The 26,709-nt window shown below is 60.5% G+C and carries 21 protein-coding genes and 2 pseudogenes; 15 read left to right on the forward strand and 8 right to left on the reverse strand.

The window, feature by feature from the left end:
* Positions 1 to 18: 18 nt before the first annotated feature.
* The 3 genes and pseudogenes from gcl to AC0J5Z_RS05625 form a co-directional block, all read right to left on the reverse strand.
* Positions 19 to 1,794: a glyoxylate carboligase gene (gcl, locus tag AC0J5Z_RS05615; protein WP_475038021.1), complete on the reverse strand. Its 1,776-nt coding sequence runs from the start codon at positions 1,792 to 1,794 to the stop codon at positions 19 to 21.
* A gap of 131 nt (positions 1,795 to 1,925) precedes the next feature.
* Positions 1,926 to 2,831 (reverse strand): annotated as a pseudogene (locus tag AC0J5Z_RS05620) (2-hydroxy-3-oxopropionate reductase); the annotation flags it as partial.
* A gap of 134 nt (positions 2,832 to 2,965) precedes the next feature.
* Positions 2,966 to 3,769, reverse strand: a complete 804-nt coding sequence (locus AC0J5Z_RS05625; protein WP_475038022.1) for a hydroxypyruvate isomerase family protein — start codon at positions 3,767 to 3,769, stop codon at positions 2,966 to 2,968.
* A gap of 282 nt (positions 3,770 to 4,051) precedes the next feature.
* On the opposite strand from AC0J5Z_RS05625, the gene AC0J5Z_RS05630 reads away from it, so the two are divergent.
* The 10 genes from AC0J5Z_RS05630 (at position 4,052) to AC0J5Z_RS05675 (ending at position 16,462) form a co-directional block, all read left to right on the forward strand.
* A complete protein-coding gene (locus tag AC0J5Z_RS05630; protein ID WP_475038023.1) occupies positions 4,052 to 5,050 on the forward strand; it encodes an AAA family ATPase in 999 nt (332 codons plus the stop codon).
* Positions 5,051 to 5,054: 4 nt separating this feature from the next.
* Entirely contained in the window at positions 5,055 to 7,625 is a 2,571-nt protein-coding gene (locus AC0J5Z_RS05635; protein WP_475038024.1) for a S8 family peptidase, read from the forward strand.
* A gap of 118 nt (positions 7,626 to 7,743) precedes the next feature.
* The gene (locus AC0J5Z_RS05640; RefSeq protein WP_475038025.1) at positions 7,744 to 8,706 is read left to right on the forward strand and encodes a hypothetical protein; all 963 of its coding nucleotides are present in this window, start codon (positions 7,744 to 7,746) and stop codon (positions 8,704 to 8,706) included.
* A gap of 296 nt (positions 8,707 to 9,002) precedes the next feature.
* The gene (locus AC0J5Z_RS05645) at positions 9,003 to 9,998 is read left to right on the forward strand and encodes a LacI family DNA-binding transcriptional regulator (RefSeq protein ID WP_475038026.1); all 996 of its coding nucleotides are present in this window, start codon (positions 9,003 to 9,005) and stop codon (positions 9,996 to 9,998) included.
* A 200-nt stretch (positions 9,999 to 10,198) separates the two neighbouring features.
* Positions 10,199 to 11,506, forward strand: coding sequence for an ABC transporter substrate-binding protein (locus AC0J5Z_RS05650; RefSeq protein ID WP_475038029.1), 1,308 nt, complete (start codon positions 10,199 to 10,201; stop codon positions 11,504 to 11,506).
* A 2-nt stretch (positions 11,507 to 11,508) separates the two neighbouring features.
* Complete coding sequence (locus AC0J5Z_RS05655) at positions 11,509 to 12,462, forward strand: carbohydrate ABC transporter permease (RefSeq protein WP_475038032.1); 954 nt, start codon at positions 11,509 to 11,511, stop codon at positions 12,460 to 12,462.
* Positions 12,459 to 13,358, forward strand: coding sequence for a carbohydrate ABC transporter permease (locus AC0J5Z_RS05660; protein ID WP_475038035.1), 900 nt, complete (start codon positions 12,459 to 12,461; stop codon positions 13,356 to 13,358). The genes AC0J5Z_RS05655 and AC0J5Z_RS05660 overlap by 4 nt, the downstream gene beginning before the upstream one ends.
* A gap of 47 nt (positions 13,359 to 13,405) precedes the next feature.
* Positions 13,406 to 14,509 (forward strand): Gfo/Idh/MocA family protein, encoded by a 1,104-nt coding sequence (locus tag AC0J5Z_RS05665; protein WP_475038039.1) that lies wholly within the window; start codon positions 13,406 to 13,408, stop codon positions 14,507 to 14,509.
* Positions 14,509 to 15,258, forward strand: coding sequence for a ThuA domain-containing protein (locus AC0J5Z_RS05670; protein ID WP_475038042.1), 750 nt, complete (start codon positions 14,509 to 14,511; stop codon positions 15,256 to 15,258). The genes AC0J5Z_RS05665 and AC0J5Z_RS05670 overlap by 1 nt, the downstream gene beginning before the upstream one ends.
* 4 nt (positions 15,259 to 15,262) lie before the next feature.
* Positions 15,263 to 16,462 (forward strand): Gfo/Idh/MocA family protein, encoded by a 1,200-nt coding sequence (locus AC0J5Z_RS05675; RefSeq protein WP_475038046.1) that lies wholly within the window; start codon positions 15,263 to 15,265, stop codon positions 16,460 to 16,462.
* Here AC0J5Z_RS05675 and AC0J5Z_RS05680 read toward each other — a convergent pair whose 3' ends face one another.
* The gene (locus AC0J5Z_RS05680) at positions 16,463 to 16,795 is read right to left on the reverse strand and encodes a hypothetical protein (protein WP_475038050.1); all 333 of its coding nucleotides are present in this window, start codon (positions 16,793 to 16,795) and stop codon (positions 16,463 to 16,465) included.
* Positions 16,796 to 17,046: 251 nt separating this feature from the next.
* Between AC0J5Z_RS05680 and AC0J5Z_RS05685 the strand changes: the two genes are divergently transcribed.
* Positions 17,047 to 17,460: a hypothetical protein gene (locus AC0J5Z_RS05685; RefSeq protein WP_475038054.1), complete on the forward strand. Its 414-nt coding sequence runs from the start codon at positions 17,047 to 17,049 to the stop codon at positions 17,458 to 17,460.
* A gap of 95 nt (positions 17,461 to 17,555) precedes the next feature.
* On the forward strand, positions 17,556 to 17,972 hold the full coding sequence (locus AC0J5Z_RS05690) for a hypothetical protein (RefSeq protein WP_475038056.1): 417 nt from the start codon (positions 17,556 to 17,558) through the stop codon (positions 17,970 to 17,972).
* 29 nt (positions 17,973 to 18,001) lie between these two features.
* On the opposite strand, the pseudogene AC0J5Z_RS05695 reads toward AC0J5Z_RS05690, so the two are convergent.
* Positions 18,002 to 18,160: pseudogene (locus tag AC0J5Z_RS05695) on the reverse strand (IS30 family transposase); the annotation flags it as partial.
* Between the two features lie 170 nt (positions 18,161 to 18,330).
* On the opposite strand from AC0J5Z_RS05695, the gene AC0J5Z_RS05700 reads away from it, so the two are divergent.
* Positions 18,331 to 18,672, forward strand: coding sequence for a transposase (locus AC0J5Z_RS05700; RefSeq protein WP_475039577.1), 342 nt, complete (start codon positions 18,331 to 18,333; stop codon positions 18,670 to 18,672).
* Positions 18,635 to 19,075, forward strand: a complete 441-nt coding sequence (locus AC0J5Z_RS05705; RefSeq protein WP_475038060.1) for an IS3 family transposase — start codon at positions 18,635 to 18,637, stop codon at positions 19,073 to 19,075. The genes AC0J5Z_RS05700 and AC0J5Z_RS05705 overlap by 38 nt, the downstream gene beginning before the upstream one ends.
* Here the strand turns inward: AC0J5Z_RS05705 and AC0J5Z_RS05710 are convergent.
* The 3 genes from AC0J5Z_RS05710 to AC0J5Z_RS05720 all read right to left on the reverse strand — a co-directional run bounded on the left by AC0J5Z_RS05710 (position 19,040) and on the right by AC0J5Z_RS05720 (position 22,516).
* A complete protein-coding gene (locus AC0J5Z_RS05710; RefSeq protein ID WP_475038062.1) occupies positions 19,040 to 19,939 on the reverse strand; it encodes a hypothetical protein in 900 nt (299 codons plus the stop codon). The two genes, AC0J5Z_RS05705 and AC0J5Z_RS05710, sit on opposite strands and share 36 nt — an antisense overlap.
* A gap of 82 nt (positions 19,940 to 20,021) precedes the next feature.
* The gene (locus AC0J5Z_RS05715) at positions 20,022 to 21,950 is read right to left on the reverse strand and encodes a trypsin-like serine protease (RefSeq protein ID WP_475036741.1); all 1,929 of its coding nucleotides are present in this window, start codon (positions 21,948 to 21,950) and stop codon (positions 20,022 to 20,024) included.
* Positions 21,947 to 22,516, reverse strand: a complete 570-nt coding sequence (locus AC0J5Z_RS05720; protein WP_475036742.1) for a hypothetical protein — start codon at positions 22,514 to 22,516, stop codon at positions 21,947 to 21,949. The genes AC0J5Z_RS05715 and AC0J5Z_RS05720 overlap by 4 nt, the downstream gene beginning before the upstream one ends.
* Before the next feature lie 363 nt (positions 22,517 to 22,879).
* On the opposite strand from AC0J5Z_RS05720, the gene AC0J5Z_RS05725 reads away from it, so the two are divergent.
* On the forward strand, positions 22,880 to 26,698 hold the full coding sequence (locus AC0J5Z_RS05725; protein WP_475038065.1) for a putative toxin: 3,819 nt from the start codon (positions 22,880 to 22,882) through the stop codon (positions 26,696 to 26,698).
* The last annotated feature ends 11 nt before the right edge of the window (positions 26,699 to 26,709 follow it).

Below are 26,709 nucleotides of genomic sequence, written 5' to 3' on the forward strand. Positions count from 1 at the left end.
CCCTTCTTCTACTGTTACTTACGCTTTGGTCAGGATGGCGGTCGGAGCGTCCGCCGCGGTTTCTGCCAACTCTTCGAACTCGTTCACGCCGTTGATCTCAACGCCCATGGAGATGTTGGTGATCTTTTCCAGGATCACTTCAACAACCACGGGAACCTTGAACTCGCCCATCAGTGCCTTGGCCTTGTCGAAAGCGGCAGGCAGGTCATTCGGGTCCTCAACGCGGATGGCCTTGACGCCCAAGCCCTCGGCAACCTTGATGTGGTCCACGCCGTAGCCGTTGGTCTCCGGGCTGTTGATGTTCTCGAAGGCCAGGGAAACGTTCTGTTCCATGTTGAAGCCGCGCTGGCTCTGACGGATCAGGCCCAGGTAGCTGTTGTTCACCACAACATGGATGTACGGCAGGTTGAACTGCGCGCCTACGGCCAGTTCCTCGATCATGAACTGGAAGTCGTAGTCACCGGACAGGGCAACAACGGTGGCATCCGGGGTTCCACGAACAACGCCCAGAGCAGCGGGAGCGGTCCAACCCAGCGGGCCGGCCTGGCCTGCGTTGATCCACTTGCGGGCACCGAATACGTGCAGCATCTGTGCGCCGGCGATCTGCGACAGACCAATGGTGGACACGTAGGTGGTGTCGCGGCCGAAGGCCTTGTTCATCTCCTGGTACACGCGCTGCGGCTTGATGGGCACGTTGTCGAAGTTGGTCTTGCGGTGCAGGGAGCCCTTGCGCTCCTGGCACTCGGCAACCCAACCCGAGTAGTCCGGCAGTTCGTTTGCGGCTTTACGTTCGCGAGCCAGCTCCAACAGACCATCCAGCGCCGCACCGGCGTCGGACGCAATGCCCAAGTCCGGCGAGAAAACGCGACCGATCTGCGTCGGCTCGATGTCGATGTGCACGAACTTACGGCCGGCCGTGTAGGTGTCCAGACCGCCGGTGTGGCGGTTGGCCCAGCGGTTGCCGATGCCGATCACGAAGTCGCTCTGCAGGAACGTCTCGTTGCCGTAGCGGTGCGAGGTCTGCAGGCCAACCATGCCGGCCATGAGTTGGTGGTCGTCCGGGATGGCGCCCCAGCCCATCAGGGTGGGGATAACAGGAACGTTCAGGATCTCGGCCAGTTCAACCAGCTGGGCCGATGCGCCGGCGTTGATGATGCCGCCACCGGCAACGATCAGCGGGTGCTTGGCTGCGGTCAGCAGGTCCAGTGCCTTTTCGAGCTGCTTGCGGGAAGCCTTGGGCTTCTCCACCGGCAGTGGCTCGTAGGCGTCGATGTCGAACTCGATCTCGGCCATCTGAACGTCGATGGGCAGGTCCAGCAGAACCGGGCCCGGGCGACCCGAGCGCATCAGCTGGAAAGCCTTCTGGAACGCGCCGGGAACCTGGCCCGGTTCCAGGATGGTCATGGCGAACTTGGTCAACGGCTTGGCGATGGACTCGATGTCCACAGCCTGGAAGTCTTCCTTGTGCAGCTTGGCCACGGGTGCCTGGCCGGTGATGCAGAGCATGGGGATGGAATCGGCCTGGGCTGCGTACAAGCCAGTGATCATGTCCGTGCCTGCGGGGCCCGACGTGCCGATGCAGATGCCGATGTTGCCATCCGCTGCCCGGCTGTAGCCGTCAGCCATGTGGCTGGCGCCTTCAACGTGGCGGGCCAGCGTGTGGCGGATGCCGCCGTGGGCACGCATTGCTGAGTAGAAGGGGTTGATCGCTGCGCCGGGCAGACCGAAAGCTTCGGTGGCGCCTTCCTTTTCCAGGATGGCTACGGCCGCATCGACGGTACGCATCTTTGCCATGGTGTACTCCTTGTTTTTGCCCTTGCGGGCGAAGTCTGTGGTGTTTTTGGGTGTGGTGAGGGAGCCGCCGTCGTTTAAGTACGACGGCGGGTTCCCTGCTTTTCGTTTCTGTCCGGCTTTTGCCGGGGTGCTTACTTCCGGCCGCTGAGCTGGAGGACCTGCTTGAAGAGGCCCGAGTGGTCGAGGCCGCCATCGCCCTGGTTGACGGTTGCGGCGACGAGCTGGGCGACGACTGCGCCGAGCGGGACAGCGACGTTAGCTTCGCGGGCTGCGGAGGTGACGATGCCGAGGTCCTTGTGGTGGAGGGCCAGGCGGAAGCCGGGGTCGAAGTTGCGGTCGAGCATCTTCTGACCCTTCTGGTCGAGGACCTTGGAGCCGGCCAAGCCGCCGCCGAGGACCTTCAGTGCTGCGTCGGTGTCTACGCCGTAGGCCTCAAGGAAGGCGATGGCCTCGCCGAGAACCTGGATGTTGACGGCCACGATCAGCTGGTTGGCTGCCTTGACGGTCTGGCCGGAGCCGGACGGGCCGACGTGGACGATGGTCTTGCCCACAGCGTTGAGGACATCCTGTGCTGCCTCGAAGTCCTCCGCGGAGCCACCGACCATGATGGACAGGACGGCGTCGATGGCGCCCTGTTCGCCGCCGGATACAGGAGCGTCGAGCGGGCGGATGCCTGCCTGGGTGGCGTCGTCCGAGAGGCGCTTGGCGACGTCCGGGCGGATGCTGGATGCGTCGATCCAGATGGTGCCCTTCTTCGCGCTGGCGAAGACGCCGTCCTTGCCGCTGACTACACCCTCAACATCGGGGGAGTCCGGGACCATGGTGATGACGACGTCGACGTCCTTGACTGCGTCCGCGATGCTGGTGGCACCCTGGCCGCCCTCGGAGACGAGCTTGTCGATCTTGTCCTGGCTGCGGTTGAAACCGGTGACCGTGTGGCCGGCCTTGACGAGGTTGATGGCCATGGGGAGGCCCATGATTCCGAGTCCTATGACTGCAACGTTGCTCATTGTGGTTCTCTTTCTGGGGAAGTCTGTGTGTGTCTGAAGTCTGTGTGTGTCTTTTAACTCGAGTGCGCTAACCCGGGTGTGCTAACCCAACTAGGTCGCATTAGTGCGCGTTTTGAGGGTTCTAAACGCGCTCTGCTGCTACTTAGTTGGGCGCACGGTGCTTAGTTGGCGTTGGCGCGCTGGCGGATGGCCCAGCTGAAGGCCGATTCCTGCGGTTCCTTGTACTCGAGGCCGATGTAGCCGTCGTAGCCGAGTTCGCGGCTACGGGCGATCCATTCGCCGAGGGGGAGCGTGCCGGTTCCGGGAGCACCGCGGCCGGGGTTGTCGGCGATCTGGATGTGACCGAAGTCCTTGGCGTGGTTCTCGATGACGGATTCGACGTCGTCGCCGTTGACTGCCAGGTGGTAGAAGTCGGCGAGGAGCTTGATGTTCTGTGCGCCGGATTCTGCCTTGACGCGGGCGATGACCTTGAGTGCGTCTTCGGCGGTGAGCAGCGGGTACTTGGGTGCGCCGCTGACCGGTTCGAGGAGGACGGTGCCGCCGATGCGGGCGACGCCTTCCGCTGCAGCAGCGAGGTTTTTTGCGGCGAGCTCGTCCTGCTCTTCAGGGGTGAACTCGTCCTGGCGGCTGCCGTAGAGGGCGTTGAAGGCCTTGCAGCCCAGGCGCTCACCGATGCCGGCTACGACGTCGATGTTGTCCTTGAACTCGGAGCAACGTCCCTTCCAGGAAACCAGGCCGCGGTCGCCGCCGGGCATGTTGCCAGCGTTGAAGTTCAGGCCCGTGAGCTGAACGCCGGCGTCCTTGATGGCGTTCTCGAATTCGGTTACTTGTGCGTCGGTGGGGACGGAGGTTGCGAAGGGCCACCAGAACTCGACGGCGTCAAAACCGGCTGCCTTCGCGGCGGCGGGGCGCTCGAGCAAGGGCAGCTCCGTCAGGAGGATGGAGCAGTTCACTGTGTACGTCATCGTAGGTCCTTCCGAGGAGGGGCTTGGATCTATCTTCCGGGTTGCTTGGCTTGGCCGGCTGGTTCTCGGCTCGTTTCCGCTTTGTGGAATTTAGATTCTGCTTTATGAAAAGTTTAGGGAAGGTGGGGGTGGGAGTCAAGGGGGTGTGTGGGGGAGCGAGATACCGAGCTCTAGGAGTTAGGGAGTGCCTTCATCCGCCGTCGCCGGGCCGAGTTAGACTTGGGGCAGAGTCCCGCCGTTGTAAGTCGCTGGGTGTAGGGAGAGACGATGGGAGGACAGCCTGTGGCTACAAACGATCAGCTCAAGGCCTTGGTTAAAAGTCACGCCGACGGCGATGATCCCCATTTCTATTCCGTCGCCATGCAGGTAGCAGCGAAAGCAGCCCGGTCGGGTCAGGATAGGTTTGCACAAGAGTTGCGCGACCTTATCGACAGCCTTCGTCGGAGCACAGTCACTTCGTCGCGGATTGCGTCTATTGTTCCCGTTGCGCAGCCACGGGGGGAGTTGGCCTCCCTGCTTTCAGTCTCGTACCCGGAGGCTAGACTGGCCGACTTATCGCTTACACCCGAAGTCTCGGATCGATTGCGCCAGATCCTCCTTGAGCAACGCCAGCGAGAGGTGCTGTCTCGGCACGGCTTAGCACCGTCAAGGCGAGTGTTGCTTGTTGGGCCCCCAGGGACGGGCAAGACATCAACCGCAAGAGTGATAGCAGGCGAGCTGGGTCTTCCCCTATTCGCCATCCGACTGGACGCCATTATTACAAAGTTCATGGGCGAAACAGCGGCAAAATTACGACTGATCTTTGATGCGCTTGTGGAGACACGTGGAATATATCTCTTCGATGAGATAGATGCATTGGCGGGTGATCGAGCTGCCGCAAACGACGTGGGCGAAATTCGGCGCGTTCTGAATTCATTCCTCCAGTTTTTGGAAGAGGATACTTCGGAAAGCATTGTGATCGCGGCGACGAACCATCCGCAACTTCTCGATCGCGCACTCTACCGACGTTTCGATATGGTCATGTCATTGCCCCTTCCGGATCATGCGTTGATACAGGCGGTAATTTCTAACCGTCTGGCAGGATTTCGTGTCAGTAATTTAGGTTGGAACAAAATTTTTGAAGCATCGGCAGGCCTTAGCCATGCGGATGTATCATTGGCAGCGGAAAATGCGGCAAAGAGGTCGATCTTGGACGGTCGAAAGCTGATAGTCACTGGGGATCTTGTTATGGCTTTGACAGATCGTATGCGGCCACGCGCACAGACGGAGAAGATCACCTAGAAGCATGGCCGTTCGAGACAAGAAGCATCTCTTCATTCCAATCCCGCCTACGAGTGAACCATTCACACTGAGTTCGTCGGGTGGTGGGTCTGAACCGGAGGCGTTCTCTGGAGACCGCATGGTGCACGGCAGGAGGCTTAGGCAAGAGTTTATTGAAGCAATCGATAATCCGGATGCAGGGACTGATGCTGCGCAGACGACCGGGACGTACATCACGTTTGAATCGTTCCCTGGTCTCGAACTGGCGTTGAAAAGCTTCGATCCACAGGCGCGCGGAGAGCAACCGGAACTTGTGGCGGTGTCTGAACAGGACACGCCAGCGGGCAACATTCAAGTCGCCACTGTATTCGTACCAGACGGTAAGAAGGCGTATTTTCTGAAGCGCTTGGACAAATATGTCGAGTCTTCAGATCAAGAGAAGGCAAAACATGCAGCGTTGATCGATGCAATAGCCAGCATCCGGAGGGCCACTATCAGGGAACTCTGGACCGACGCGCAGCATTTGTTTCCGACTGGTGATGCTACTCGCCATTGGTGGGAAGTCTGGCTTAGACATCGCGACGGGGCCGAGCTTGCTCGAATCACTGCGTTTGCAGAACAAAATTCCCTCAGAACTAGCGAACACTACCTTGGCTTCGGCGACCGCACTGTTCTGCTCGTTCAAGCGACAGTTGCTGATCTCACGGGTGTCTTTGAAGCCTTGGACGATATCGCTGAGCTGAGACGCCCGCATGATGTCGCGAGCTTACTTGTGGAGTTGTCCGCGTTTGAGCAAAGCGAGTGGGTAGACGAGCTACGCGGGAGATTGCAGACCGCGGAACCCGATGCGCCCGCCGTATGTATTTTGGACACGGGTGTCCAAGAAAGTCACCCGCTCTTGCAAGATTCACTCAACGCGGCCGATATACACGTTGCCAACCCGCTGTGGCCTGCCAGGCCCTCGCATGGGCACGCGACTGAGATGGCGGGACTCGCTCTATACAGCGATCTTCATGGCGCTATTGTCAGTGCACACGCCGTGAGGTTGAAGCATCGTTTGGAATCTGTGAAGTTCCTTCCAGACGAGGGGTCCAACGATCGAGACCTGTACGGAGCGGTCACGGCTCGTTCTGTGGATCGACCGGAAATCGAAGCTCCAAGTCGCCTTCGTGTCTTTATGCTGGCTGTTACCGCCCCAAGACACGTAGGTAACATGTCCTCGGAAGTACTCTCGGCGCAGGCGGAGGATGGCAAGCCAACGTCCTGGTCAGCGACCGTGGACGCTCTGGCATACGGTCGCTCAATAGATGATTCAGACCCGCGTTTCACGTATCTCGATCGTGATCAGGTTGGGCGCCGACGCCTGTTTGTCATATCTGCTGGCAATATACGTGACGTGGGGTCAGACGACGATCACTTGGCCCGAAGTGACGTCGAACCGGTTGAGGACCCTGGGCAATCCTGGAACGCGCTAACCGTAGGTGCGTTCACCGATAAAGATGACATGTCCGGAGCTCCTTCGGTCTTCGCCGGGTATCGGCCGCTAGTCCAGAAGGGCCAACTGGCTGCTGTTAGCCGCACCTCAGTTTCGTTTGACCGCAAAAAGTGGCCCTTCAAGCCGGAAGTCGTGGCTGAAGGAGGGAACGTGGCTGTACTGCCAGGTTCGAGTACAGCGCAGACGCCGGAGAATTTGGCGTTACTTACAACTCGACTTCAGCGCCAAACGCAGGGTGTCTTTACAACAACCCGTGATACGTCGGCGGCCACGGCTCAGGTTGCTTCCATGGCAGCTCAGATAATGGCGGATTATCCTTCATTGCGGATGGAAACAGTACGCGCACTGATTGTCCACTCAGCTGAGTGGACTCCTGCAATGTGGGATCAAATATTGAGTGCACCGAACCGAACCGAGAGAGTCAGCCGTCTGCGTAGGTACGGAATGGGTGTTCCGCAAATGTCTCGGGCTTTGTATAGCGCAGCTGACGCTCTGACTCTCATTGCCGAATCGCAGATTCGCCCGTTCGAGCGCGAAGGGAATTCGAGCGCAGGAAAAGTCCGTGAAATGAACTTACATGCTCTTCCTTGGCCAAAGGCCGAACTCGAGGCTCTAGGCGAAGTTGACGTGCGTATGCGTGTCACTCTTTCGTACTTCATTGAACCAAACCCATCGAGCCGTGGCTGGACGGGGCGCTACATCTACCCTTCCCACGGATTGCGCTTTGCCGTCCGTCGCCCCCAAGAGACAATTGACGACTTCCGAAAGCGCATTAACACGCGGGCGCGCGCTGACGGGGAGAAGCGTCTGAGCTTGAGTAGCGATTCAGAAAAACGATGGCTATTTGGGACGAATCAGCAGCAATCGTCTGGTTCCCTTCACACCGATGTCTGGACCGGGCCGGCTGTGGAGCTTGCTAGCAAGGAAGCAGTCGCTATCTACCCGGTTGCGGGGTGGTGGAAGGACCGCCCGAGTCAAGACCAAAGCTCGGCCGGTGTGCATTATTCACTTATTGTAGGAATTGAATCTCCCTCAGTTGAGGTAGACCTCTGGACGCCCGTATCAAGTGCAATAACAGCCGCGATTTCTGTGGAAATTTAGTCATTGTGAGACTCGAAGTTTGTCTATCAGTTCGTTATCGATAGGCTGATCACTTTGCAATTTCGGCTGGATCACTTAATTCTCGTATTAAGTATGCGTCTGCTGTTATCATTAGCGAATGATTGCTAACAGTGCGCAGCTTGAACAAGATCTCCTTGATAATGCACTCGACTTTGTTCGAAGTGCCGTTGAGGAGTTGCGTTCCGGGCAGAGTTCCCTTGAGCGTGATAATAAGTATGCGGCGGTTTTCATGGCTTCCGGCATTGAGATTTTGTTCAAGGCGCGCTTGGTTCGTGAGCATTGGTCTCAAGTTTTCGATGACCCAGCTAGTGCGAGTGCGACCAAATTCAACCTGGGTCAGTTTCAGAGTGTTTCAGCAAAGCAGGCTATTCATCGACTGAAGAACCTTGTCGGTATCGATTTTGATTCTGCGCCGGCGGAGAAGGTCTTTGACCTTCGAAATAGAGTCATTCATTTTGCACCATCTTCCGCGGCCTCAGCGCGAGTCGTAATTGCATCCGGACTCAGCTTTGTTGCTACATTCCTTGAGGAGCACCTCAAGCCTCACCTCCTACCAGCCGCATTGCCTGCCATTGAAGCTACGCAGGAACTAATCAATGCCGCGTATGGAGATCTACAGGATCTTGCCGAAAAGCGCATGCGGGAATTGCGGGGTGTTCTGAGCACCAAGCCGGTGGTCCTAGAGTGCCCTTCATGCTTCCAGTTCGCGTTGGTACTTACTGACGATGAGCCGGAGCCGCCAAAGTGCCTATTCTGCTACTTTTCTGCGCCTGCTAATGAGTGTGCGGAGCAATATGCGGCCATGATCTTATCGGTTAGTCGGTATAGATCCATGAAGGACGGTGACGACTTTCCTGTCCGTGACTGCCTGGAGTGCGCGTCAGAAGCTCTGGTTTCGGGAGTGGCTCTCGCTCGTCGGCCCGACATCCATCATGCGTGCTTTGCTTGCTCCGTAGTTTACGAGGCTGACGAGCTTGATCAATGTTCTCACTGTGGTGACTTCAAGGTGACGGATGACATCAGCATTTGCGGTGAGTGCTACCGAAACCTGTGTCGCTAGTTTGATTGGGGCTTGTGGTGAGTGCTTAGGGGACGACGGCAAACGGCGTGGGGTGTGGGGAGCGAGGAACTTCGGAGCCTGCCACAACTGACTGCCTAGCCACGCTCCGAGCCAGGACGAGAGGGCATTCGGGAAGTGGCCATCTTGGGGCTGGGCATCCAGAGTTGCCCGGCAACGGAACTTGTGACCCGATGCTTGCCTGTGGACGACTTCTGACATGCACAAGATCGCTATAGTGGGCACGGCGGTGCTGTGGCGGCAAGGACCATCGTCACTGCTCGCGGAAGGACAAATGAATGGCTCGGCCGACAGTTCAGGACGTCGCCAGGACGGCGGGCGTGTCCGTGGGGACGGTTTCCCGCGTCTTGAATGGAAGCCCGGCTGTCAGTGATGCGGCCAAGGGAAAGGTCAACGCCGCCATCCGGGAGCTTAGTTATCGTCCTCTTGCTTCGGCGAGGGACCTCAGAAGAGACCGCACGATGCGGGTCCTCGCCCTGGCAAAGAACCTGGACTCGCTTGTGATCAGTGAAGTGTTCCGTGGCGTCGGCGACGCTGCCGCAGATTCGGGCTACGTCAGCCTCATCGCGGCCACCGATGGAGACTTGGATCGCGAGCAACAATTGGTGGACATGCTACGCAACGGCTCCGTCGACGGGTTGGTTCTCTTTTCGCCGACGATGCCGGACGACGAAGTCAACACAGTCGCCGAGCAACTGAGCGTGATCCAGGTCTGTGAAATCGTCGACGCCGAGGCCGCGTTCGGGGTGTCCATTGACGACAGCCAAGCCGCCTACGACATCACCAAGCACTTGATCAACACCGGCGCCAAGAAGCTGACCATGCTCGCCCACAGAGGAGCCCGCTCGGGTCGGCTGCGTGAAGAAGGCTTCCGCCAGGCGCTCACTGAGTCGGGTCTGGAGCCGGACCAGATCCTCTTGGGCGAAGGTAACTTCGGCTTCCACGCTGGCCGTAGCCTCACGAAGAAGCTCCTAGAAACACAAGCCCTTCCGGATGCGGTCTTCTGCGGAACCGACGTCGTCGCCGCCGGGTGCGTTCGGGAACTTACGGATGCCGGACTCAGAGTTCCACAAGACATCGCCGTGGCAGGCTTCGATGACTCAGCCCAAGCAGAAATGTGCGTCCCGGAGCTGACCACGGTCCGGCAGCCGGCCTACGAAATGGGACGCGTAGCCTTCGCTGAACTACTGGAGCGGATGACAGTCGAGGGCTCGCATCGCAGGGGAAGAACCTTCCTCCCGCACGAACTCGTCATCCGAGACTCCACGAAATAAAGAGTGTTGACAGCCCTCAGTGGTCCCTGTCACACTACTTTGGAATCGATTCCACGGCCGCGAGGCCGATCCTTTTGAACACATTTGGAATCGATTCCATTGATCAAGAGCGTCACCGGCAAAGAAGCCACCCTCAGCACGCGGGACAGCCAAAACGCGCACTGAACGCCACCCACCCACAGCCACCAAAGGAGCCACTCGTGGACTTGAACCGACCTGCCTCTCCGCTCCAGAACAAAGCCACAACACCAAAAGCCCTAGCCGCCACTGCAATAGCCGCAGCCTTCCTCCTCAGCGCGTGCGGCGGGGGAGCCGCACCCCAAGGTGCCGAGCAAGCGGCAGCTGCCGATCCGGCGTCGGGCGCTAATGCCAGCGGTGCCGTGAACATCTGCGGCGTGAAAGACGCGAGCGGTATCTACAAGGGCACGGCGGAAGCGTTCACCAAGGCGAACGGGAAGGTCACGGCCAAGTACACGGAGATCGGCGCCACCACGGACGAAGCCCGCACGCAGATCGTGCAGCGGCTCGAGGGCAAGTCCACCGAGTGCGACCTCTTCATCACGGACGTCATCTGGACCTCCGAGTTCGCCTCTCAAGGCTGGCTGCTGGACCAGACCAAGCTGGTGGAGGCCAACAAGGACCGGCTCATTCCCTCCACTGTGGAAACCACCAAGTACCAGGACAAGTACTGGGGCTCGCCGTTCTTCACCAATGCCGGGTTGATCTACTACCAGAAGGACAAGGTAGCCAAGCCCGGGTCCTGGCAGCAGCTCTACGCAGAAGCCGCCAAAGCTCCCGGCAATGGGTACGTCTACCAGGGCAAGCAGTACGAGGGCCTCACGGTGAACTTCCTCGAAATGCTCTACAGCGCCGGCGGCGAAGTTCTCAACGAGCAGGGCGACGTCACAATCGACTCCAAGGAAACCCGCGACGTCCTCAACTTCATGAGCAACGGACTCAAGAACGGCTCAGCCGACCGCGCTGTCCTCACCTACAACGAGGACCCCGCCCGACTCGCCTACGAGTCCGGCGACTTCGGATACCAGCGCAACTGGCCGCACGTGTACCGGCTGCTCAACGCGACACCGCTGGCGTCCAGCTTCGCGGTCGCGCCGCTGCCGGCCTGGGAGGGCGGCAAGGCCTCCGGCGTGCTCGGCGGCTGGAACCTCGCGATCTCGGCCCACTCCACCAACCAGGCCGGGGCTGTCGCGTTTATCGACTTCGCCACCACCCCGGACTGGCAGAAGCACGTGGCCATGGACTACTCACAGGCCCCGGTAAACGAAGCTGCTTACTCTGACGCCGCGGTACTGCAGAAGATGCCGTTCGCAACCGAGCTCCTCGCCTCCGTGAAGGGTGCCAAGCCGCGCCCAATCTCCCCGGTCTACCCGCAGATCTCGCAGGCGATCTACAAGAACGTCTACGCCGTCCTCTCCGGCACCGCCTCCACCGAGGAAGCCGTGCAGAAGATGGCCGAGGAAATCACCACCGCCAAGGCGAGCTTCTGATCATGGCCATCAAGACGCTCCTACCGGGCCGCGGCCCAAGGGGCGCGCCGGCAAACACAAGCGGCCGCGACCGCGCCGAGCGCAAGCTCGCCTTCCGCATGACCGCGCCGTCGCTGGTCATCATGGCGCTGGTTGCGGCGGTCCCCATCGGCTACGCAATCTGGCTCTCACTGAACCAGTACAGCGTCCGCACTGCCGGGCTGTCCCGCTTTGTCGGGCTGGAAAACTACATCAACGCCCTCGCAAGCCAAGAGTGGTGGGCGGCGTTCGGCCAAACCTTCCTCTTCGCGGGTCTCTCCGTGAGCCTGGAACTCATCCTCGGCACCGCCATGGCGCTCCTACTCAACCTCGCGTTCAAGGGCCGAGCGGTCCTTCGCACCGTGGTGCTGTTGCCGTACGCGATCATCACCGTGGTCAGCGCGATCACTTGGCAAACGATGTTCCAGCCCAACATGGGCCTGGTCACCAACGTCCTCTCCACACTGGGGCTGCCGGGCGGCGACGTCGTCTGGCTAGGTGAGCATGGCTACGCGATGGCCGTGATCGTCATGGCTGACGTCTGGAAGACCACGCCCTTCGCGGCGCTCATCATCCTGGCCGGCCTGCAGGTCATCTCCGCCGAAACGTACGAGGCCGCGGAACTCGACGGCGCCAGCAAGTGGCAGACCTTCGTCAACATCACCCTGCCGCTCCTGCGCCCGGCTATCGTCCTCGCCGCGATCTTCCGCACCATGGACGCCCTCCGCGTCTTCGACCTGCCGTTCGTCCTCACCCGCGGCGCCAACGGCACCGAATCCATGTCCATGCTCGCCTACACCCAGCTGCGCGAAAACCGGCTGGTGGGCGAGGGTTCGGCGCTGTCCATTCTGACCTTCCTCACCGTCATGGTGGTCTCGGTTATCTACGTCCGCTTCGCTGGCGGCAACATCCGCGACGTCGCGAAGGAGGAACAATGAGCACGCTGATTGCAGAACGCCCGACGGCGGAACTCGCCAAGCGCCCCAAGTTGCCGAAGCGTCGCTTGCGTGGGGAATCGAAACTGCATCCCATGGTGTGGGTGTTCGTCATTGCCGTGATGGGCTTCTCGCTCATCCCGTTCTACTGGTTGGTGAACACCTCCCTTAAGAAGGGAGCGAGCCTGTCCCAAGGCGAGCTCTTCCCGAGCCAGCCGACGCTCGAGAACTATCTGGTGGTCTTCCAGAACCCCGAGTTCCTCCTGGCCTTGCGCAATTCGGTGATTATCGCCGTCGTGACTACAACAGTGGCGTTGGTCTTCGCGTCCTTCGCCGCGTATGCGCTGGCCAGGTTGAAGATGCGCCGCAAGGCGATGATCCTGACGCTGATCCTCTCGGTCACCACGTTCCCGGCCATCGCCATCGCGGCCCCGATGTTCTCCATCTGGCGCGAGATCGGGCTATACGACACCCTGCTCGGCCTCATCATCCCGAAGCTGACGTTCGCGTTGCCGCTGGCGATCTACACGCTGACGTCCTTCTTCAAGGAGATCCCGCGTGAACTTGAGGAGTCCGCGTACATGGACGGCGCCACACCGTTTGTCGCCTTCCGCAAGGTGATCCTGCCGCTGGCTGTTCCCGGCCTGGCGACGACAGCGATCCTGGTGTTCATCTCGGTCTGGAACGAATTCCTCCTTGCCGTCACGCTGACCACCTCGCCGGAATCCCGTCCCGTCCCGGTCGCGATTGCCTTCTTCAGCGGCACCAGCGAATTCGATCAACCACTCGGCACCATCAGCGCCGCCTCGGTGATCATCACCATCCCGCTCGTCATCCTCGTGCTCCTGTGCCAGAAGCGCATCGTTTCCGGCATGACCGCCGGTGCGGTCAAGGGCTAGCGCCTTTTCATCCCGAACCTAGAAACCCCAGAAAGAACAGGAACAACGTGAGCATTCAGCAGCAGGCCCCGTCCGCAACCCTCAAGGTGGGAGTTGTAGGCATCGGTTGGGCCGGCCAGCAGCACCTCAAGGCGTACAGCACCATTCCCGGCGTCGAAATTGTCGCCGTCGCCGGTATGGAAGCTGACCTTCTTGCCCAGCTGAAGGAGGAGTACAGCATTCCTCACGCCTTCGCCCGCTGGGAAGACATGATCGAGCTGGAAGGTCTCGACGCCGTCAGCGTCGCCGTGCCCACGTTCCTGCACGCGCCGATCGCCATTGCTTCGCTCAAGCGCGGACTGCATGTGCTGAGCGAAAAGCCGTTGGCGCGCAACGCCGTCGAAGGTCAACAGATGGTGGACGCCGCCCGCAAGGCTGGCCGAGTCCTGGACGTCGCGTTCAACCACCGCCGCCGCGGCGACATCCAGGCGCTCAAGGAAGTGATCGACGCCGGCACGCTGGGTCGCCCGTACTACGCCAAGGCTTCATGGCTCCGTCGTCAGGGGATTCCGATGCTGGGCAGCTGGTTCACCAACCCGGAACTCGCCGGTGGTGGTCCACTGGCTGATATTGGCGTCCACGTGCTGGACTACTCCCTTCATCTGTTGGGGGAGCCGAAGGTTCTGGCAGTCTCGGCATCGACTCATTCCGAACTCGGCCCGCGCGGCCTCGGCGGCAACGCCCGCTACACAGCTTCGAACTCGAGTCATAAGTTTGAAGTGGAAGACTTCGCATCGGCGTTCATCCGGCTGGAAGGCGGCGGTACTTTGATCCTGGAAGCGGGATGGGCCACGTACCGCGACGAGCGGGACCTGATGGACTTCACCGTTTACGGGACCGACGGCGGAGCGGACTTGCGCTCGGTCGGCGCCTCCGAGAACCCGGTAGCGGACGTGCACGTCTTCACTGAGAAGGACGGCGAGAACGCCGACTTCGAGGTGGTGGCCGAACCCGGGCGAGCCCACCAGGCCGTCGTCGACGATTTCATTGCCGCCGTGCGCGGTGGCGAGACTGTGTGGGGAAGTTATGACGGGTCCCTTGCCCTCAGCCGTGCCCTGGTACTCGATGCCTGCTACAAATCCGCCCTTGAACAACGTGAAGTGGTGCTCTGATGTCTGATTCGAAATTAAAGATTGTCGTCTGGAACGAAGCCGTCCACGAGGCCCGCAACGAGCCGGCAACTATGGGCGAGATGTACCCGGAAGGGATCCACGGAGCGATCGCCGCCGGGCTCCGGGCCTACTACCCGGACGCCGGAATCTCCACAGCCACCTTGGCCGATCCGGAGCACGGGCTCTCGGAAGAAGTTCTCGCGCAGACCAACGTGCTGCTGTGGTGGGGGCACATTGCGCATGGGGAAGTGACCGACGAGGTGGTGGAGCGCGTGCAGCGCCACGTGCTTGGCGGCATGGGCTTGGTGGTGCTCCACTCCGGGCACTTCGCCAAGATCTTTACCCGATTGTTGGGGACTACCTGCTCGCTGAAGTGGCGCAACGAGGGCGAACGCGAGCTTGTGTGGACGGTCAAGCCTTCGCACCCGATCGCAGCCGGAATTGAAAGCCCCATCGTCATTCCCAAGCAGGAAATGTACGGCGAACTGTTCGACATCCCCGAGCCCGATGACCTGATCTTCATCAGCTCGTTTGAAGGTGGCGAAGTGTTCCGCTCCGGTGTGACGTTCTCCCGCGGCAAGGGCCGGATCTTCTACTTCAGCCCCGGCGACCAGGAATACCCGGTGTACCACCAGCCGCAGATCCAGAAGGTCATCGCCAACGGCGTCGGTTGGGTTGCCCAGCCCGGCGTTTTCCGGGAAGCACCCGAGGTCTCCAACCCTGCCCGGGGCTGGTTCGAGGAAGCGTAGGACGATGACCACCACCTCCCATCTTCCCGCTGGCCGTCCGTTGGGCGTGGCCGCCATTGGCTACGCCTTCATGGGCAAGGCTCACTCGAATGCGTGGCGGAATGTGGCCAGCTTCTTCGATGTACCGGCCTTCGAGCAGAAAGTGCTCGTTGGCCGGGACTCCTTGGCGGTGGCCGAGGCCGCCGCCAAATATGGCTGGGCCGCGTCCGCCACTGATTGGCGTTCCGTGATTTTGCGGGACGACATCGACATTGTGGACATCTGCGCACCGGGCTGGATGCAAGCTGAGATCGCCATCGCGGCTTTGGAAGCGGGCAAGCATGTGTTGGTCGAGAAGCCACTCGCGAACACATTGGATGAGGCTGAGTTGATGGCGGACGCGGCTGCATCGGCTCGGGCCCGGGGCTTGCAGTCGATGATCGGCTTCAACTACCGCCGCGTCCCTGCGCTGGCGTTGGCCCGCGAGTTGATTGCCGAAGGGCGTCTCGGAACTGTGCGGCACGTCCGTGCCGCCTACCTGCAGGACTGGCTTTCCGACGTCGAAACCCCCATGAGTTGGCGGCTCCGCAAGGAAACCGCCGGCTCCGGAGCCCTGGGGGATATCGCCTCCCACGCCATCGACCAGGTCCAGCATCTGACGGGCCAAACCGTCACCGAGGTGACCGGAACGATGCGGACCTTTGTTGCCGAACGTCCCGGCCCCGAAGGTTTGGAGAAAGTGACGGTCGACGACGCCGCGTGGGCCACCCTTGGAATGACGGGGAACATCAGCGCCTCGGTGGAGGCGTCCCGGGTTGCTACCGGACAGAAGAACTCCCTCAAGATCGAAATCTACGGCTCACTGGGCTCGCTGACGTTCGACCTGGAGAACCTGAATGAGCTCGGTTTTCTGGACGCTACGCTGCCCGTGCGGGAACAAGGATTTCGGCGGATCCTGGTCAATGAGCCGGAGCATCCGTACGCTGCAGCATGGTGGCCGCAGGGGCACATCATCGGTTGGGAACACACCTTCACACACCAGGTGCGCGACTTCCTCCTTGCCGTCCGCGACGGAAGCCAGCCGTCGCCGTCGTTCGACGACGGACTCCAGATCCAGCGGGTGCTGGCGGCGGTGGAAGAGTCGGCCAGAAACAGGAGCACGGTGACTGAGGTTCCGACTTTCGATGGACGTGCACAGACTCCGGGGGATCGAGTATTGGCTTAATTATTCCGCCCGGCGGCCGGACGGTGTTTCTGGTGGCTGGAGGTCTTCCCGCTCTAGTGGCAGATCAGCGGCGATACGTCGGCGGTCCTCCTTTACCGATGCGTTGAGGCGCTTCAGGCCTCGCACGCCTCGTACTATGACGATGACGAGTGCGGTAACTAAGAGGAACGCCATGAGTGCTATGGCCCAGTAGCTACTGGGGTCGTAGGCACTGGGTCGGAATATGAGGAGGACAAGGAACGCCAACAGCATAAGTGCATAGGCAACGAATGAGCCGGCTAGTTGTGCGAAAGCGATATCCTCGGTGGCTCGGCTGGACCGGCTTTCTTTCATGCGAGCACTTTCCCTTTCCTCGACTCCGAGCCAGTTTGGGCGGCATGAAACTCCATACTCCGACATCAATCAGTGGACGTAAAGGATTTCCTGCCCCCGGAACTTGATCTGCAGGGATCCTTTAGAGCTATGAGTGTTCCTAGGATCGAAACCGCTGGCCACTTCCACCGAGGAACGCCCTGCTCCACACTGGTTTTAGCCGGCTCGACTAGAGGTCGAAACCGCTGGGACTGGACGAAACGAGGAAGGCTGTGCATAAGTCGCGTGTAGCGGCCGTGCTGACATGGATTTACGCTGCGGCGTTCGGGATCCCGGCGATTCCAGTCAGCATCTACCTCCTCCAGAATGGGTACCTGCCCATGTTCATGGACCTGTTCCCGATGTACGCGGGTCCCTGGGACGGCCTGGAAAAATGGGCCTTTGTGGCTTTGCTCATGGTGTTCCTCGCCGTAGTCCTGACCGCGTCGTGGGCGGCTTGGCTGGCGTGGAGGGGGCGCAAGTCCGGGCTGGTTCTTGGGCTGGCCCTCCTGCCTGTGGAGGCGGTGTTCTGGTTGGGCTTCGACCTGCCTTTCCCATGGTTATTCGGTGTGGCCCGCGGCCTGTTGTACGCGCTCGCTTTGATGTCCCTGCGACGACGTTCGGAGGGGCGGCTGGCTGGCGGCTAGTCGAGTACCGACCCGGCCGGCAGCAGGAAAGGTTAAAACGGACGCCTCGTCGTCAATCCCAGTGATCCAATAGCGCTGATGGTTGGCTACTCGGTATGGATCATGGGTTTGTGCGCTACCAGTCGAGTACACCTGATGCCAAAGGGCGTTACCTTGGGATCTTCGCCCTGGCGAACCGATTGGCGAAGGAGGGCAGCCTCAGCTCTGAAGATTGGGGTCGTTGGCGCAGCGCCAACGACTTTTACGACGCCGCTTACGTAACGCCTGAGCCGTCGATCTACGCAGCCCCGGGCGCACAGGCGTGGTTCAAAATCAGGGCCACACACTTGTTAAACAAAATAGATTTCTATATCGATCTTCTGCGCCGGCATGAGGTCCCGTGCCGTGCTTTTTATTCAACCGATCCCGGCAAAGTCCTTTATGAAGATGATGTTCAAGTTGTCGTCATTCCGCACGAAGCGGACGGTGAATCAAAAGGTCCTGATTCCAATGAAGAGGAGCGAAAACCGTGAAGCGTTGTGGGCACGGCGGATTCAGGCGGTTATTGCAACAGGAGTCCTTCGATCAATTCGATCGGTTTTCTGAACTCTAGTCTTTTGCATGGTCGGTCGTTGACCTGGGCGACCCAGTCGAGGTCTGCGGCGCTGTGGATGCTCAGGTCCGTGCCTTTGGGGAAGTACTGGCGCAGCAGTGGACCGGTCCCCGAAAGTTGGACACCCAATTTAGGATCCTTCTTCTAGGAGTAGTCAGATGTACTTGAGCAGCATGTTGAGTCAATCCGATGCCGTGTCGGCTATCGAGTTGTTCGAGCAAGGGCTGACTGCGAAGTCCGTCGCATTGACTCTTGATTTAGCACCTAACCCTGTCCAAATGTTGTATCAACGATGGCAGATACGAGGATCGAGTGCGCTGACGACAAGAGACCGTAGGCAGTACGACATAGAAACCAAGCTCTTGATCGTGCGACTTCATCTTCAGGGCGTGTCCGGACGCGTCCTTGCCAAGGAGTGCGACCTTCCCTCTCCCGGCACCGTCACGAACTGGACGAGAATTTACCGGCGTGACGGTGAAGACGGCTTACGCCCGAAGAAACGAGGCCAGCCACCGGTCAATCGCGAGAATCCAGTTCCCGAGAGCGAGGTCGAGCAACTCCGAAGGGAGAACGAGCGGTTGCGTGCGGAGGTGGCATATCTGGGAAATTGCGGGCCTTGAGGGCACAGGAACGACGCTGAAAGTTCAAGCGATCAATGACCTCAAGGCCTATCACCGGTTGCCGCTGTTGCTGCACCTGGCAAAGATTCCCCGCTCCACGTTCTACGACCACCGCAACCGGCTCACCCGGCCGGATCGGCACCCGGAACTCAAAGAAGCCATTCGTCAGGTCTTCGCGCAGGCGCGAAGCGCTTACGGGCATCGACGCGTCCTGGCCATGCTCCTTCGACAGGGATGGACACTGTCGAAGAAGACCGTGCTGAAGCTCATGCGCGGGCTCGGATTGAAAAGCCCGGTCCGTCGCCGGCGTAGGTACAACTCCTTCCGCGGCGAGGTCGATCAGACGGCTGCAAAAGAATTGGGGTCCTTAGCGTTGCAGTACGTTGAGGAGTTCGTCGGGTAGGTAGAGGTTTACGTCGTCGCCGTCTCTTCCGGAGATTGGTTCTACGGTCTCACCGTTCCACCAGTAGAGGAGCGGGGCCAGCGGGGATGGGTGCTGGGATTGAACGGCGCCTGCGAACATGAGCATCGCTTTGAAGTCGTCGATGCTGGTGGCTTCGCTGATCAGGTGCAGGCAGAGGATGTTGGTCGCGGGGATAGTAACCAGTGCGCCGAGGGGGCCTGGTTTGTAGCCGAGCAGTTCCACGAATTTGTCCATGCACGCGATCCAGGACGCTTGGTATACGGATTCGGTTTCGAAGACGAGGAAGGAGCCGCCTTCGTCGGTAAATTCTTCTGGTTGGCCTGGGCCGCCGGCGATGAGGTTGCTGAAGGCCTTTTCCCAGAGGAGGTCAGCTCCGCCCGCGGACTCGGCCTGCTCTGCTGTGACGTAGGAGACGGATTCCGGGGAATCGAGCGCGATGAGCAGTGGAAGTCTGGCGGTGGGGCGGACGTAGGAGTAGATGGTTGGTCCGTGTTGGCTTTCCATCCAGTCCATGGTTTCCGGGGCGATGAACTTCGGGTACACACGTTCATGTAGTTCTGCGACACTGACCTGGGACGCGTGAGCGGTGTCCAGGCCAGCTGCGAAATGTTGTTCGACCATTGCGGGCCAGTCCTTTTCCGGCAGTGCTTCGGCTTTGCGGACGACGGCGAACAGCCCGAAGCGTTGTCCGTTTCCGGCGTCGAGGTGGTCTCCGGCGTCGGTGACGGTGGTTCCCTGCTTATGGAGGGCCGAGACGCAGAGTTCGCGGAGTTTGTTGGCTTGTTTGGTTGTCAGTTCCGGCAGGTGCGGATCGGTGCTGGTTTTCCGGGAGAAAAGGCCCATGGTTGGTCTCGTTTCATTTGATAAAGGTTGAAGGGCCGCCCGGGCAGGGACGGCCCTTCAAACACTCTGGGTGGTTAGCAGACTAGGGCATGGTGGAGCGGAAGATTTTCAGTGGGGACCAGCCTGAGCCAACAACCTTCGGGTTTCCCCAGGAGCCGGCTTCGATGGGGTAGTACTTTAGTTCGCCGCCGCTGGTGCGGGCGAGCATGCCGGTGGTTTCGGGGCCAGCGAAGCCGGAGGTCGGGGATATGGCGGTGATGACGTTCCAACCAACGCCGATGACCGGGGGTGTTGCGTTGATGAAGCCCCCCGTGCCGTTGCCGCGGTAGAGCTTGAGCTCGCCGGCACTGTTCTTCGCGACGATGTCGGTTGACTTGTCATTGTCGAAGTCCATTTGGACGATTTCCAGGCCTGACCAGCCCTGACCGATCTGGGTGTAAACACCGATCTTGGCTCCGCTGGGGTTCTGGTAGTGACGCATGATCCCGTCGGTGCTGGTGGCGATGATACTCGGGTAGCTATCACCGGTCTTCCAGCGCCCGATGCTCAATTGCCAGCCATTCCATCCTTCGCCGATGACTTCGTATGCGCCGAAGGGGCTGGTGGTGCCCTTGTAGAGGCGCAGCTTCCCGTCGCTCCAGTGGACGACGAGGTCCTGGAATCCGTCAGCGTTCCAGTCCGTGACGAAACCTGACTGCAGACCGGACCAGCCAGTGCCCATCTGAACACCGTTAAGCAGACCGGGGGTGCTGGTCGCTTCGTACTGGTAGAGGTTGTAGGCGACGCCGTCGGGGTTGACAGCGACGACGTCGGAGGCGCTGAGGTCGAAGTAGTCACCGCTTCCGAGGCTCCACTTGACCCGTTCCGTGGCGCCGGGTACTTGCTTGGCGTTTGCCGTGTCCGCTGTTCCTTCGAACTGTGCGACCGCTTGGTTGCCGACGTTCTTGATGATGACGGTGCCGTCGGCGGTTTGCGCCGCAAGCTCCCATTTCTGGTGGGCGCTGACAGGGTTGGTGCAGGTGCTCACGGCGATTTGCGGCGAGGCACTTGCGTCGGTGTCGCCGGTCAGGCAGGTGCCGGCCGAGACGTTCTTGATCGTGAATGTATTAGCGGCACCGGCGTCTTTGAACTCCCACTTCCGGGTGGTGCTGGTAGTGCACTTTACGGTCTGTGTCTTCCCGTTGTTGACGGACAGACAGTTGCCGTTCGCGCCGGTTGCCCGGATCTGGGCGATAGAGCCGTTGGCCACGTTCAGGGAGATCAGGGAGTTGATCCAGCCGGTGATGTTGTCAACGCGGCTGCCAATACCGGGGCCGGTGTTGGACGTTTGTGCGTACAGGCAGCCGTTCTGCCAACTGCGGCTGTTGATCGCTACCAGTTCGGTGACTCCGCCGACGGTGCGGAGACCGGGCGCACCGCTGTCTCCTGCGCACAAGGAAACCCCCGGGGCGCCGCTGATCTGGGTCGTCGTGTTCGTCAGCGTCCCGGCGGTGAACGTCCCAGTGAACTTCTTACTCGCGATCCAGGTGTCATGCGTACGTCCGTAACCGGTGAAGCTCAGCTGCTGGTTGGCCGTCAGCGCGGTGCTGGCAAGCTTGACCGGGCTGACGCCGGCGACGGGTTTGGCGAGCTTGACCATAGCGAAGTCCCGGTCGGGGTGGCGTTCGACATGGATCACGCCAAGCCCATTGGCATCGCGCAGGGGTGTGTCAGCGCCGAGGACAACCTTGATCTTGTTCACGGGCACACCCGAAGGCAGAGAGGCATAGGTGGCCGGGTCGGCTTGGAAGCAACTGGCTGCGGTAGCGACCCATTGAGCCGCTACAAGGGAGCCGGTGCAGGTATTCACGCCCGTGTCGATCTTGACGACGAAGTTGTTCGTGTTCGCGGGGGTGGCCGGGCTGTTGCTGATGGCCTGGGCCGGTGCTTGGACCATGAGTCCGAGTGACAGCGCGAGGGCGGCTGCTGTGGCAACGGATGATGCCCTTTTTACGATGTGAGCGTTTTTCATGGGGTGACGACCTTTACAGGGGCCTCGCAGTTGGTTTCCTGCGTGGTGCCGGTGTAGTTGACTTTCAGTTCCACGACGGTGGATTTATCTGTCTGCCCGCGCACCGTGGATCGGCAGGTTGCTTCGATGCTTCGGGCTTCTTTTTTATTGTCGAGTTCTGTGGTCACGATGGTGTCGCCGGTTCCGGCGTCAATGCCGAATGATCCCACAATTTCCATTTTGAGCCAGGCCGGTGTGCCGTTGATTTTGAAGCAGTCGACCTGCGTCACCTCTCCGATGGGAGAGTCCACCCAATGGTCAATTTCGATCTGCGTTTCGTCACCAGCTACGCAGGGAACCCATTGAAGGTTTCCGTTGCCGTCCTTCAGGGTGATCTTCCGGTCCGGGCCGATAACGTCTGCGCCGGGGTGGATGAAGTTCTCCACGGTGAAAGATGCCTCCGTGGGCGTCGTGACTGTTGGTACATTCTGCGGCCACGCCGCCATGACTGGAGGGGCAAACGCTGCAGTAAGACCAGCAACCCCCACGAAAGCCGCGATCATTGTCGCGGCACGTTTCCGACCCATTTGTCCCCTTATTTGCGTTGGAGCTCTTCAGCTCCAACCGGATGCGGTGAGATGAAATGCTTCGCCAGGCGTGAACCCACCACGGGATAGGGCCTCAAGAAAAGGTTTCGCGGGTTAGGTACGTAGTGCTTGACATCACATTTCGAACGGATCGTAACAGATGAGAGAGAACTTTCAATTGTCACAATGCCGCGCCCGCGTCACATTCATAAAGTTAATCAAAGCTATGGACGAACGCGGCGTCCTCTGGGTAGCGTTCGTGCCGACAGCCCAATTGTTGAACCTTCCTCTACTCCGGGGAGGCTCCGGGTTGTTCTTTTTTGGCCTTCTGGCCTGAAACGCTCGCGCTTCTTGGGGGATTTCATGACTTCTGTCGTCGTGCGTGGCCTGCGCCGCGCGTACATGTTCGCTTTCGTTGCCGCCGCCTTGACCGTGGCGCTGGTTGCGGGTCTACTCTCCACCGCGGTGATTGCACGCGCCGATGATCCGCCCCTGGCGGTGCCTGCAGCTGTTGCCAGGGCCACCGATGATGCCGGAGTGCTGCGCTTGTGGAAAACGGGTGGCCCGACAGTACGTGAAGCCGCTGAAGCCGCGTTGCTTGGCGGTCCGGAGGCCATGAAGAAATTCCGCGAGGTGGCCAGCGGCGAAACCTACGCACCCCAAGACGTCGCCCTGCGTCAGGACCTTCGCCTGACGGTGGTTAAGCTCTCCATGATCGGCGGGGAGCACGTCCGAGCCGGTGCAGCCAAGGCTCTCAACGAGGGCGACGCCGCCATGAACACTTTCGTCACCCAAGGCTGGCGCGCAGCCTGGGTCGGCGACAACCGCACCCAGGTCACGTTCCTGCTCGACTCCGGGACCCCGCATGTCCGGTCTTCCGCCTCCAAGATGCTCGACCACGGCACCGAGCAGAACATCCAGGACTTTCTGCTCACCGGCAAGGTTAAGGCCCAGGAACTTGATAACCGGATCGCGACGTACCGACTGATTGATTCAGGCTCGAAAAGCGTCAAACTCGCCGCCCAAGCTGCCCTCGATACCGGTTCCCCCCAGGTCATCGAGGACTTCCTCCGATACGGCCAATTCGTCGCTGCCGCCAGGGATATCGAAACAGCTTCCATCCAACAACTGGTAGATCAGGCCAAAGCAGCCAGTGACATCGCCCGCTCCGAAAAGCTCAAGGCCCAGGAGTCCTCCAAGCAGGCCGTCGCGGCCTCGTTGGCAGCAAAACAAGCGCTGGAGAAGGCCAAAGCCGAAGCTGCCCAAGGACAACGCAACGCAGAGAAAGCAACGTCGGCAGCCAAACGCGCAGCCAGCCTCGCTGAACAGGCCGCCAACGCGGCAGATATCGCCGTCAACGCGGCCCAGGAAGCACGCCAAGCGATGCTCGCCGCCGCCAACGCAGCTTCCAACGCCGCGGCGGCAACCTCGCGTGCGAACATCGCCGCATCCAACGCCCTTGTCGCTGCGTCCTCCGCGGCCAGCAACGCCGGCATGGCCTCAGCTGCCCGCACAGCCGCAGAAGTAGCACGCGACGCGGCAAAGAACGCGCAGTTCGCCAAGGACGCCGCCGACGCATCCCGGGTCGCGATCCAAGAATCCCTGAACGCGGCGAACGCTGCCGGCGGCGCGCAGCAAAACGCGATCGACGCCGCTAACCTTGCCGCAGCAGCAGCTGGCGAAGCCGGCGTGTCCGCCGAGGAAGCGGCCAAAGCCCGGGCGGCCGCTGACAGGGCCAAGAATGCGGCTAACCGCGCCGATGCTGCCGTACGGAAGGTCGCTTCCCTCGCCGCGCAAGCCACCGCTGCAGCCAACGATGCAAGCGCAGCAGCAGCCGCCGCCATCATCAATGCCAACAATGCAGCGGCAGCGGCCGATCAGGCAGCAGCAGCAGCCGGGCAAGCCGACGTCAATGCTCAGCGGGCCACCACCGCAGCGAATAATGCCATCAGCGCGGCAAACGCGGCCACAGCAGCCGTAACACTTGCCAAAACCACAGCAGCGCAGGCCCGTGCCGTTGATTCCGAACGGCTGGCCACTGAGCGCGAATACGGTATCGCCCAAGCCGCCGCAGCGAAACAGGTCGAAGAACTCCGCCTCACCGCAGAGAAAACATCCAAAGACCAAGCCAAAACCGACGCAGCAACCACCCAACAGCTCCTGACCCAGCTCACCGCCCCCGGCGCGAATACCGCTTCCCTCATGCCGGCAGCCCGAAAAGCACTTCTCGGTCTGGCAAAGATCGGCGGCCCCTGGGTCAAAGCAGGAGCCGAAGCAGCCCTGACCGGCGACAACGCCGAAATCGTCGCCTACATCAAAACCGGCCACCAGGTCGCACTCGAACAAGACCAGTTCGACGAAGCCATGACCTACGCCTACAAAGCCCCCTTGGCGATCACCATCGCCGCCCAGGAGGCCTTGGACAGTGGCGAGGAAGCCGTTGCTGAATTCGTCACGACCACCCGGTACCAGCTCGAAGCCGGCGAAATGCGCGTCCGAGCCACCTACCTGTTGGACACCGGAGGCCAACACGTCCGTGCAGCAGCCGCCAAAGCCCTCGATAGCCCGGACCCTAACGCGGTCAGGATCTTCCTTGAAGAGCAATACCAAGCCCAGAAAGACCTCGATGACCGCATCGCCGCCACCTACATACTGGACACAGGTGGCCCCGAAGCTCGCGTCGCAGCCGAAGTAGCCCTCGAAGGGCCCGTCTCGGCCATGCGGTATTTCATCAAGTCCCGCTTGAAAGAAGCCACCGCCCGCGACTTGGAAACCAAATCTCACGTCGCCGCTATCGACGCCAGCATCTCAAAGGCAGCTGGTTTCGCCGCGAAAGCCCAAGCGGACGCGTACGAAGCCGCCCGGGTCGCAGCCGTCGCCCGGCAAGCCAGCGCCGATGCCAACAACTACGCGGCCCAAGCAGCCACGTACAAAAACAACGCCGCGAACTCAGCTGCCACAGCAGTGACCCAAGCCAACCTGGCAAAAGACTCAGCAGCGCAAGCCGAGCAATCACTCGCAACCGCCCGACAGGCAGCAGAACAGGCCCGTGCCGACGCCAAAACCGCACAAGCCCATGCCGCAGACGCGGCCACCTCAGCGAGCAACGCAGCCGCCGCAGCCGCCACAGCAAGCCAAGCCGCCGCCAGCGCGCAGCAATCAGCCATCAACGCGGGCAAGGACGCCGAAGCCGCAGCAGCTGCAGCCACCGAAGCCGTCACGATCGCCACCAACCTCCAACGCGAGGAAGATGCCGCCGCCAACATGGCAAAAGCGGCCGCGAACACCACCGGCGACGTCACCGCTGACGAACTCGCCGCCGCCGAAGCCGCCGGCGGCCCCGAGGCTGCAGAGGAACTACGCAAAGCACACGAAACCCTCGCCGAAGGTGATATCACTGACTTCATCATCAAAGAAGGCGGCCAGCTCCTCCTGGACTTCTTCGGCGTCACCGACATCATCAACTGCTTCACCAAAGGCGACATCGGCGCCTGCGGCATGGCACTCATCGGCGTCCTACCCATCGGCAAACTCTTCAAAGCCGCCGAAGCCATCGCCCTCGTCGGACGGATCCTCCCCAAAGCTGCGGCTTTCTTCACACGGCACCAAGACGCCATCAAGGTCGTCGAGAAGCGAGCAGCTGATTTCGGTTCCTGCGCTCTCCCAGGTGCTGGGCGAGTCAGTGCCCCCCTGGCCTCATCATCGCTAATGGTGACCACGGGGATGTACAAGAGCGCCACTTCCAGCTCGGGACAACCGTTGATGCAACGGGCAGCCAACAACTCCTGCTCGATGCCCAACATCAATCCCGCCTATGCCAAACCGCCCCAGAAGTCCTCACTTATCGGGAAATGGGCAGAACATGCACTCGGTTTGGACCAGGTACCGAAAACCAAGGTCAAAATCCCAGGCATGACCAAGCCCCGTATACCTGACGGAATGCAAGGCGGGAACGTCATCGAGGTCAAGAATGTCAAATATCTTCGAAATACCACACAGCTCAAGGACTTCAGAAAATATGCCGAAACCGCAGTTGACGGCAAGCCAGCTGGGAAGCTGATCCTGTATATCCGAGGGGACACAAAGCTGTCCGCTGAGTTGCAAGAGCTGATCGACAACGGGGATATCCTCCGGGAAGAGATACCGTACTCCCTGAACGGTACGATCGGTCCAACGATGTAGTGCCAAAGCAA

Source organism: Paenarthrobacter sp. TRD_SC_7 (assembly GCF_056156245.1).

Coding starts and splice junctions, on each gene's coding strand:
- AC0J5Z_RS05715 (WP_475036741.1), bottom strand. CDS start 21,950: ATGAAAAACGCTCACATCGTAAAAAGGGCATCATCCGTTGCCACAGCA.
- gcl (WP_475038021.1), bottom strand. CDS start 1,794: ATGGCAAAGATGCGTACCGTCGATGCGGCCGTAGCCATCCTGGAAAAG.
- AC0J5Z_RS05660 (WP_475038035.1), top strand. CDS start 12,459: ATGAGCACGCTGATTGCAGAACGCCCGACGGCGGAACTCGCCAAGCGC.
- AC0J5Z_RS05670 (WP_475038042.1), top strand. CDS start 14,509: ATGTCTGATTCGAAATTAAAGATTGTCGTCTGGAACGAAGCCGTCCAC.
- AC0J5Z_RS05625 (WP_475038022.1), bottom strand. CDS start 3,769: ATGACGTACACAGTGAACTGCTCCATCCTCCTGACGGAGCTGCCCTTG.
- AC0J5Z_RS05725 (WP_475038065.1), top strand. CDS start 22,880: ATGACTTCTGTCGTCGTGCGTGGCCTGCGCCGCGCGTACATGTTCGCT.
- AC0J5Z_RS05655 (WP_475038032.1), top strand. CDS start 11,509: ATGGCCATCAAGACGCTCCTACCGGGCCGCGGCCCAAGGGGCGCGCCG.
- AC0J5Z_RS05645 (WP_475038026.1), top strand. CDS start 9,003: ATGGCTCGGCCGACAGTTCAGGACGTCGCCAGGACGGCGGGCGTGTCC.
- AC0J5Z_RS05640 (WP_475038025.1), top strand. CDS start 7,744: ATGATTGCTAACAGTGCGCAGCTTGAACAAGATCTCCTTGATAATGCA.
- AC0J5Z_RS05675 (WP_475038046.1), top strand. CDS start 15,263: ATGACCACCACCTCCCATCTTCCCGCTGGCCGTCCGTTGGGCGTGGCC.
- AC0J5Z_RS05720 (WP_475036742.1), bottom strand. CDS start 22,516: ATGGGTCGGAAACGTGCCGCGACAATGATCGCGGCTTTCGTGGGGGTT.
- AC0J5Z_RS05710 (WP_475038062.1), bottom strand. CDS start 19,939: ATGGGCCTTTTCTCCCGGAAAACCAGCACCGATCCGCACCTGCCGGAA.
- AC0J5Z_RS05635 (WP_475038024.1), top strand. CDS start 5,055: ATGGCCGTTCGAGACAAGAAGCATCTCTTCATTCCAATCCCGCCTACG.
- AC0J5Z_RS05680 (WP_475038050.1), bottom strand. CDS start 16,795: ATGAAAGAAAGCCGGTCCAGCCGAGCCACCGAGGATATCGCTTTCGCA.
- AC0J5Z_RS05700 (WP_475039577.1), top strand. CDS start 18,331: ATGTTGTATCAACGATGGCAGATACGAGGATCGAGTGCGCTGACGACA.
- AC0J5Z_RS05690 (WP_475038056.1), top strand. CDS start 17,556: ATGGATCATGGGTTTGTGCGCTACCAGTCGAGTACACCTGATGCCAAA.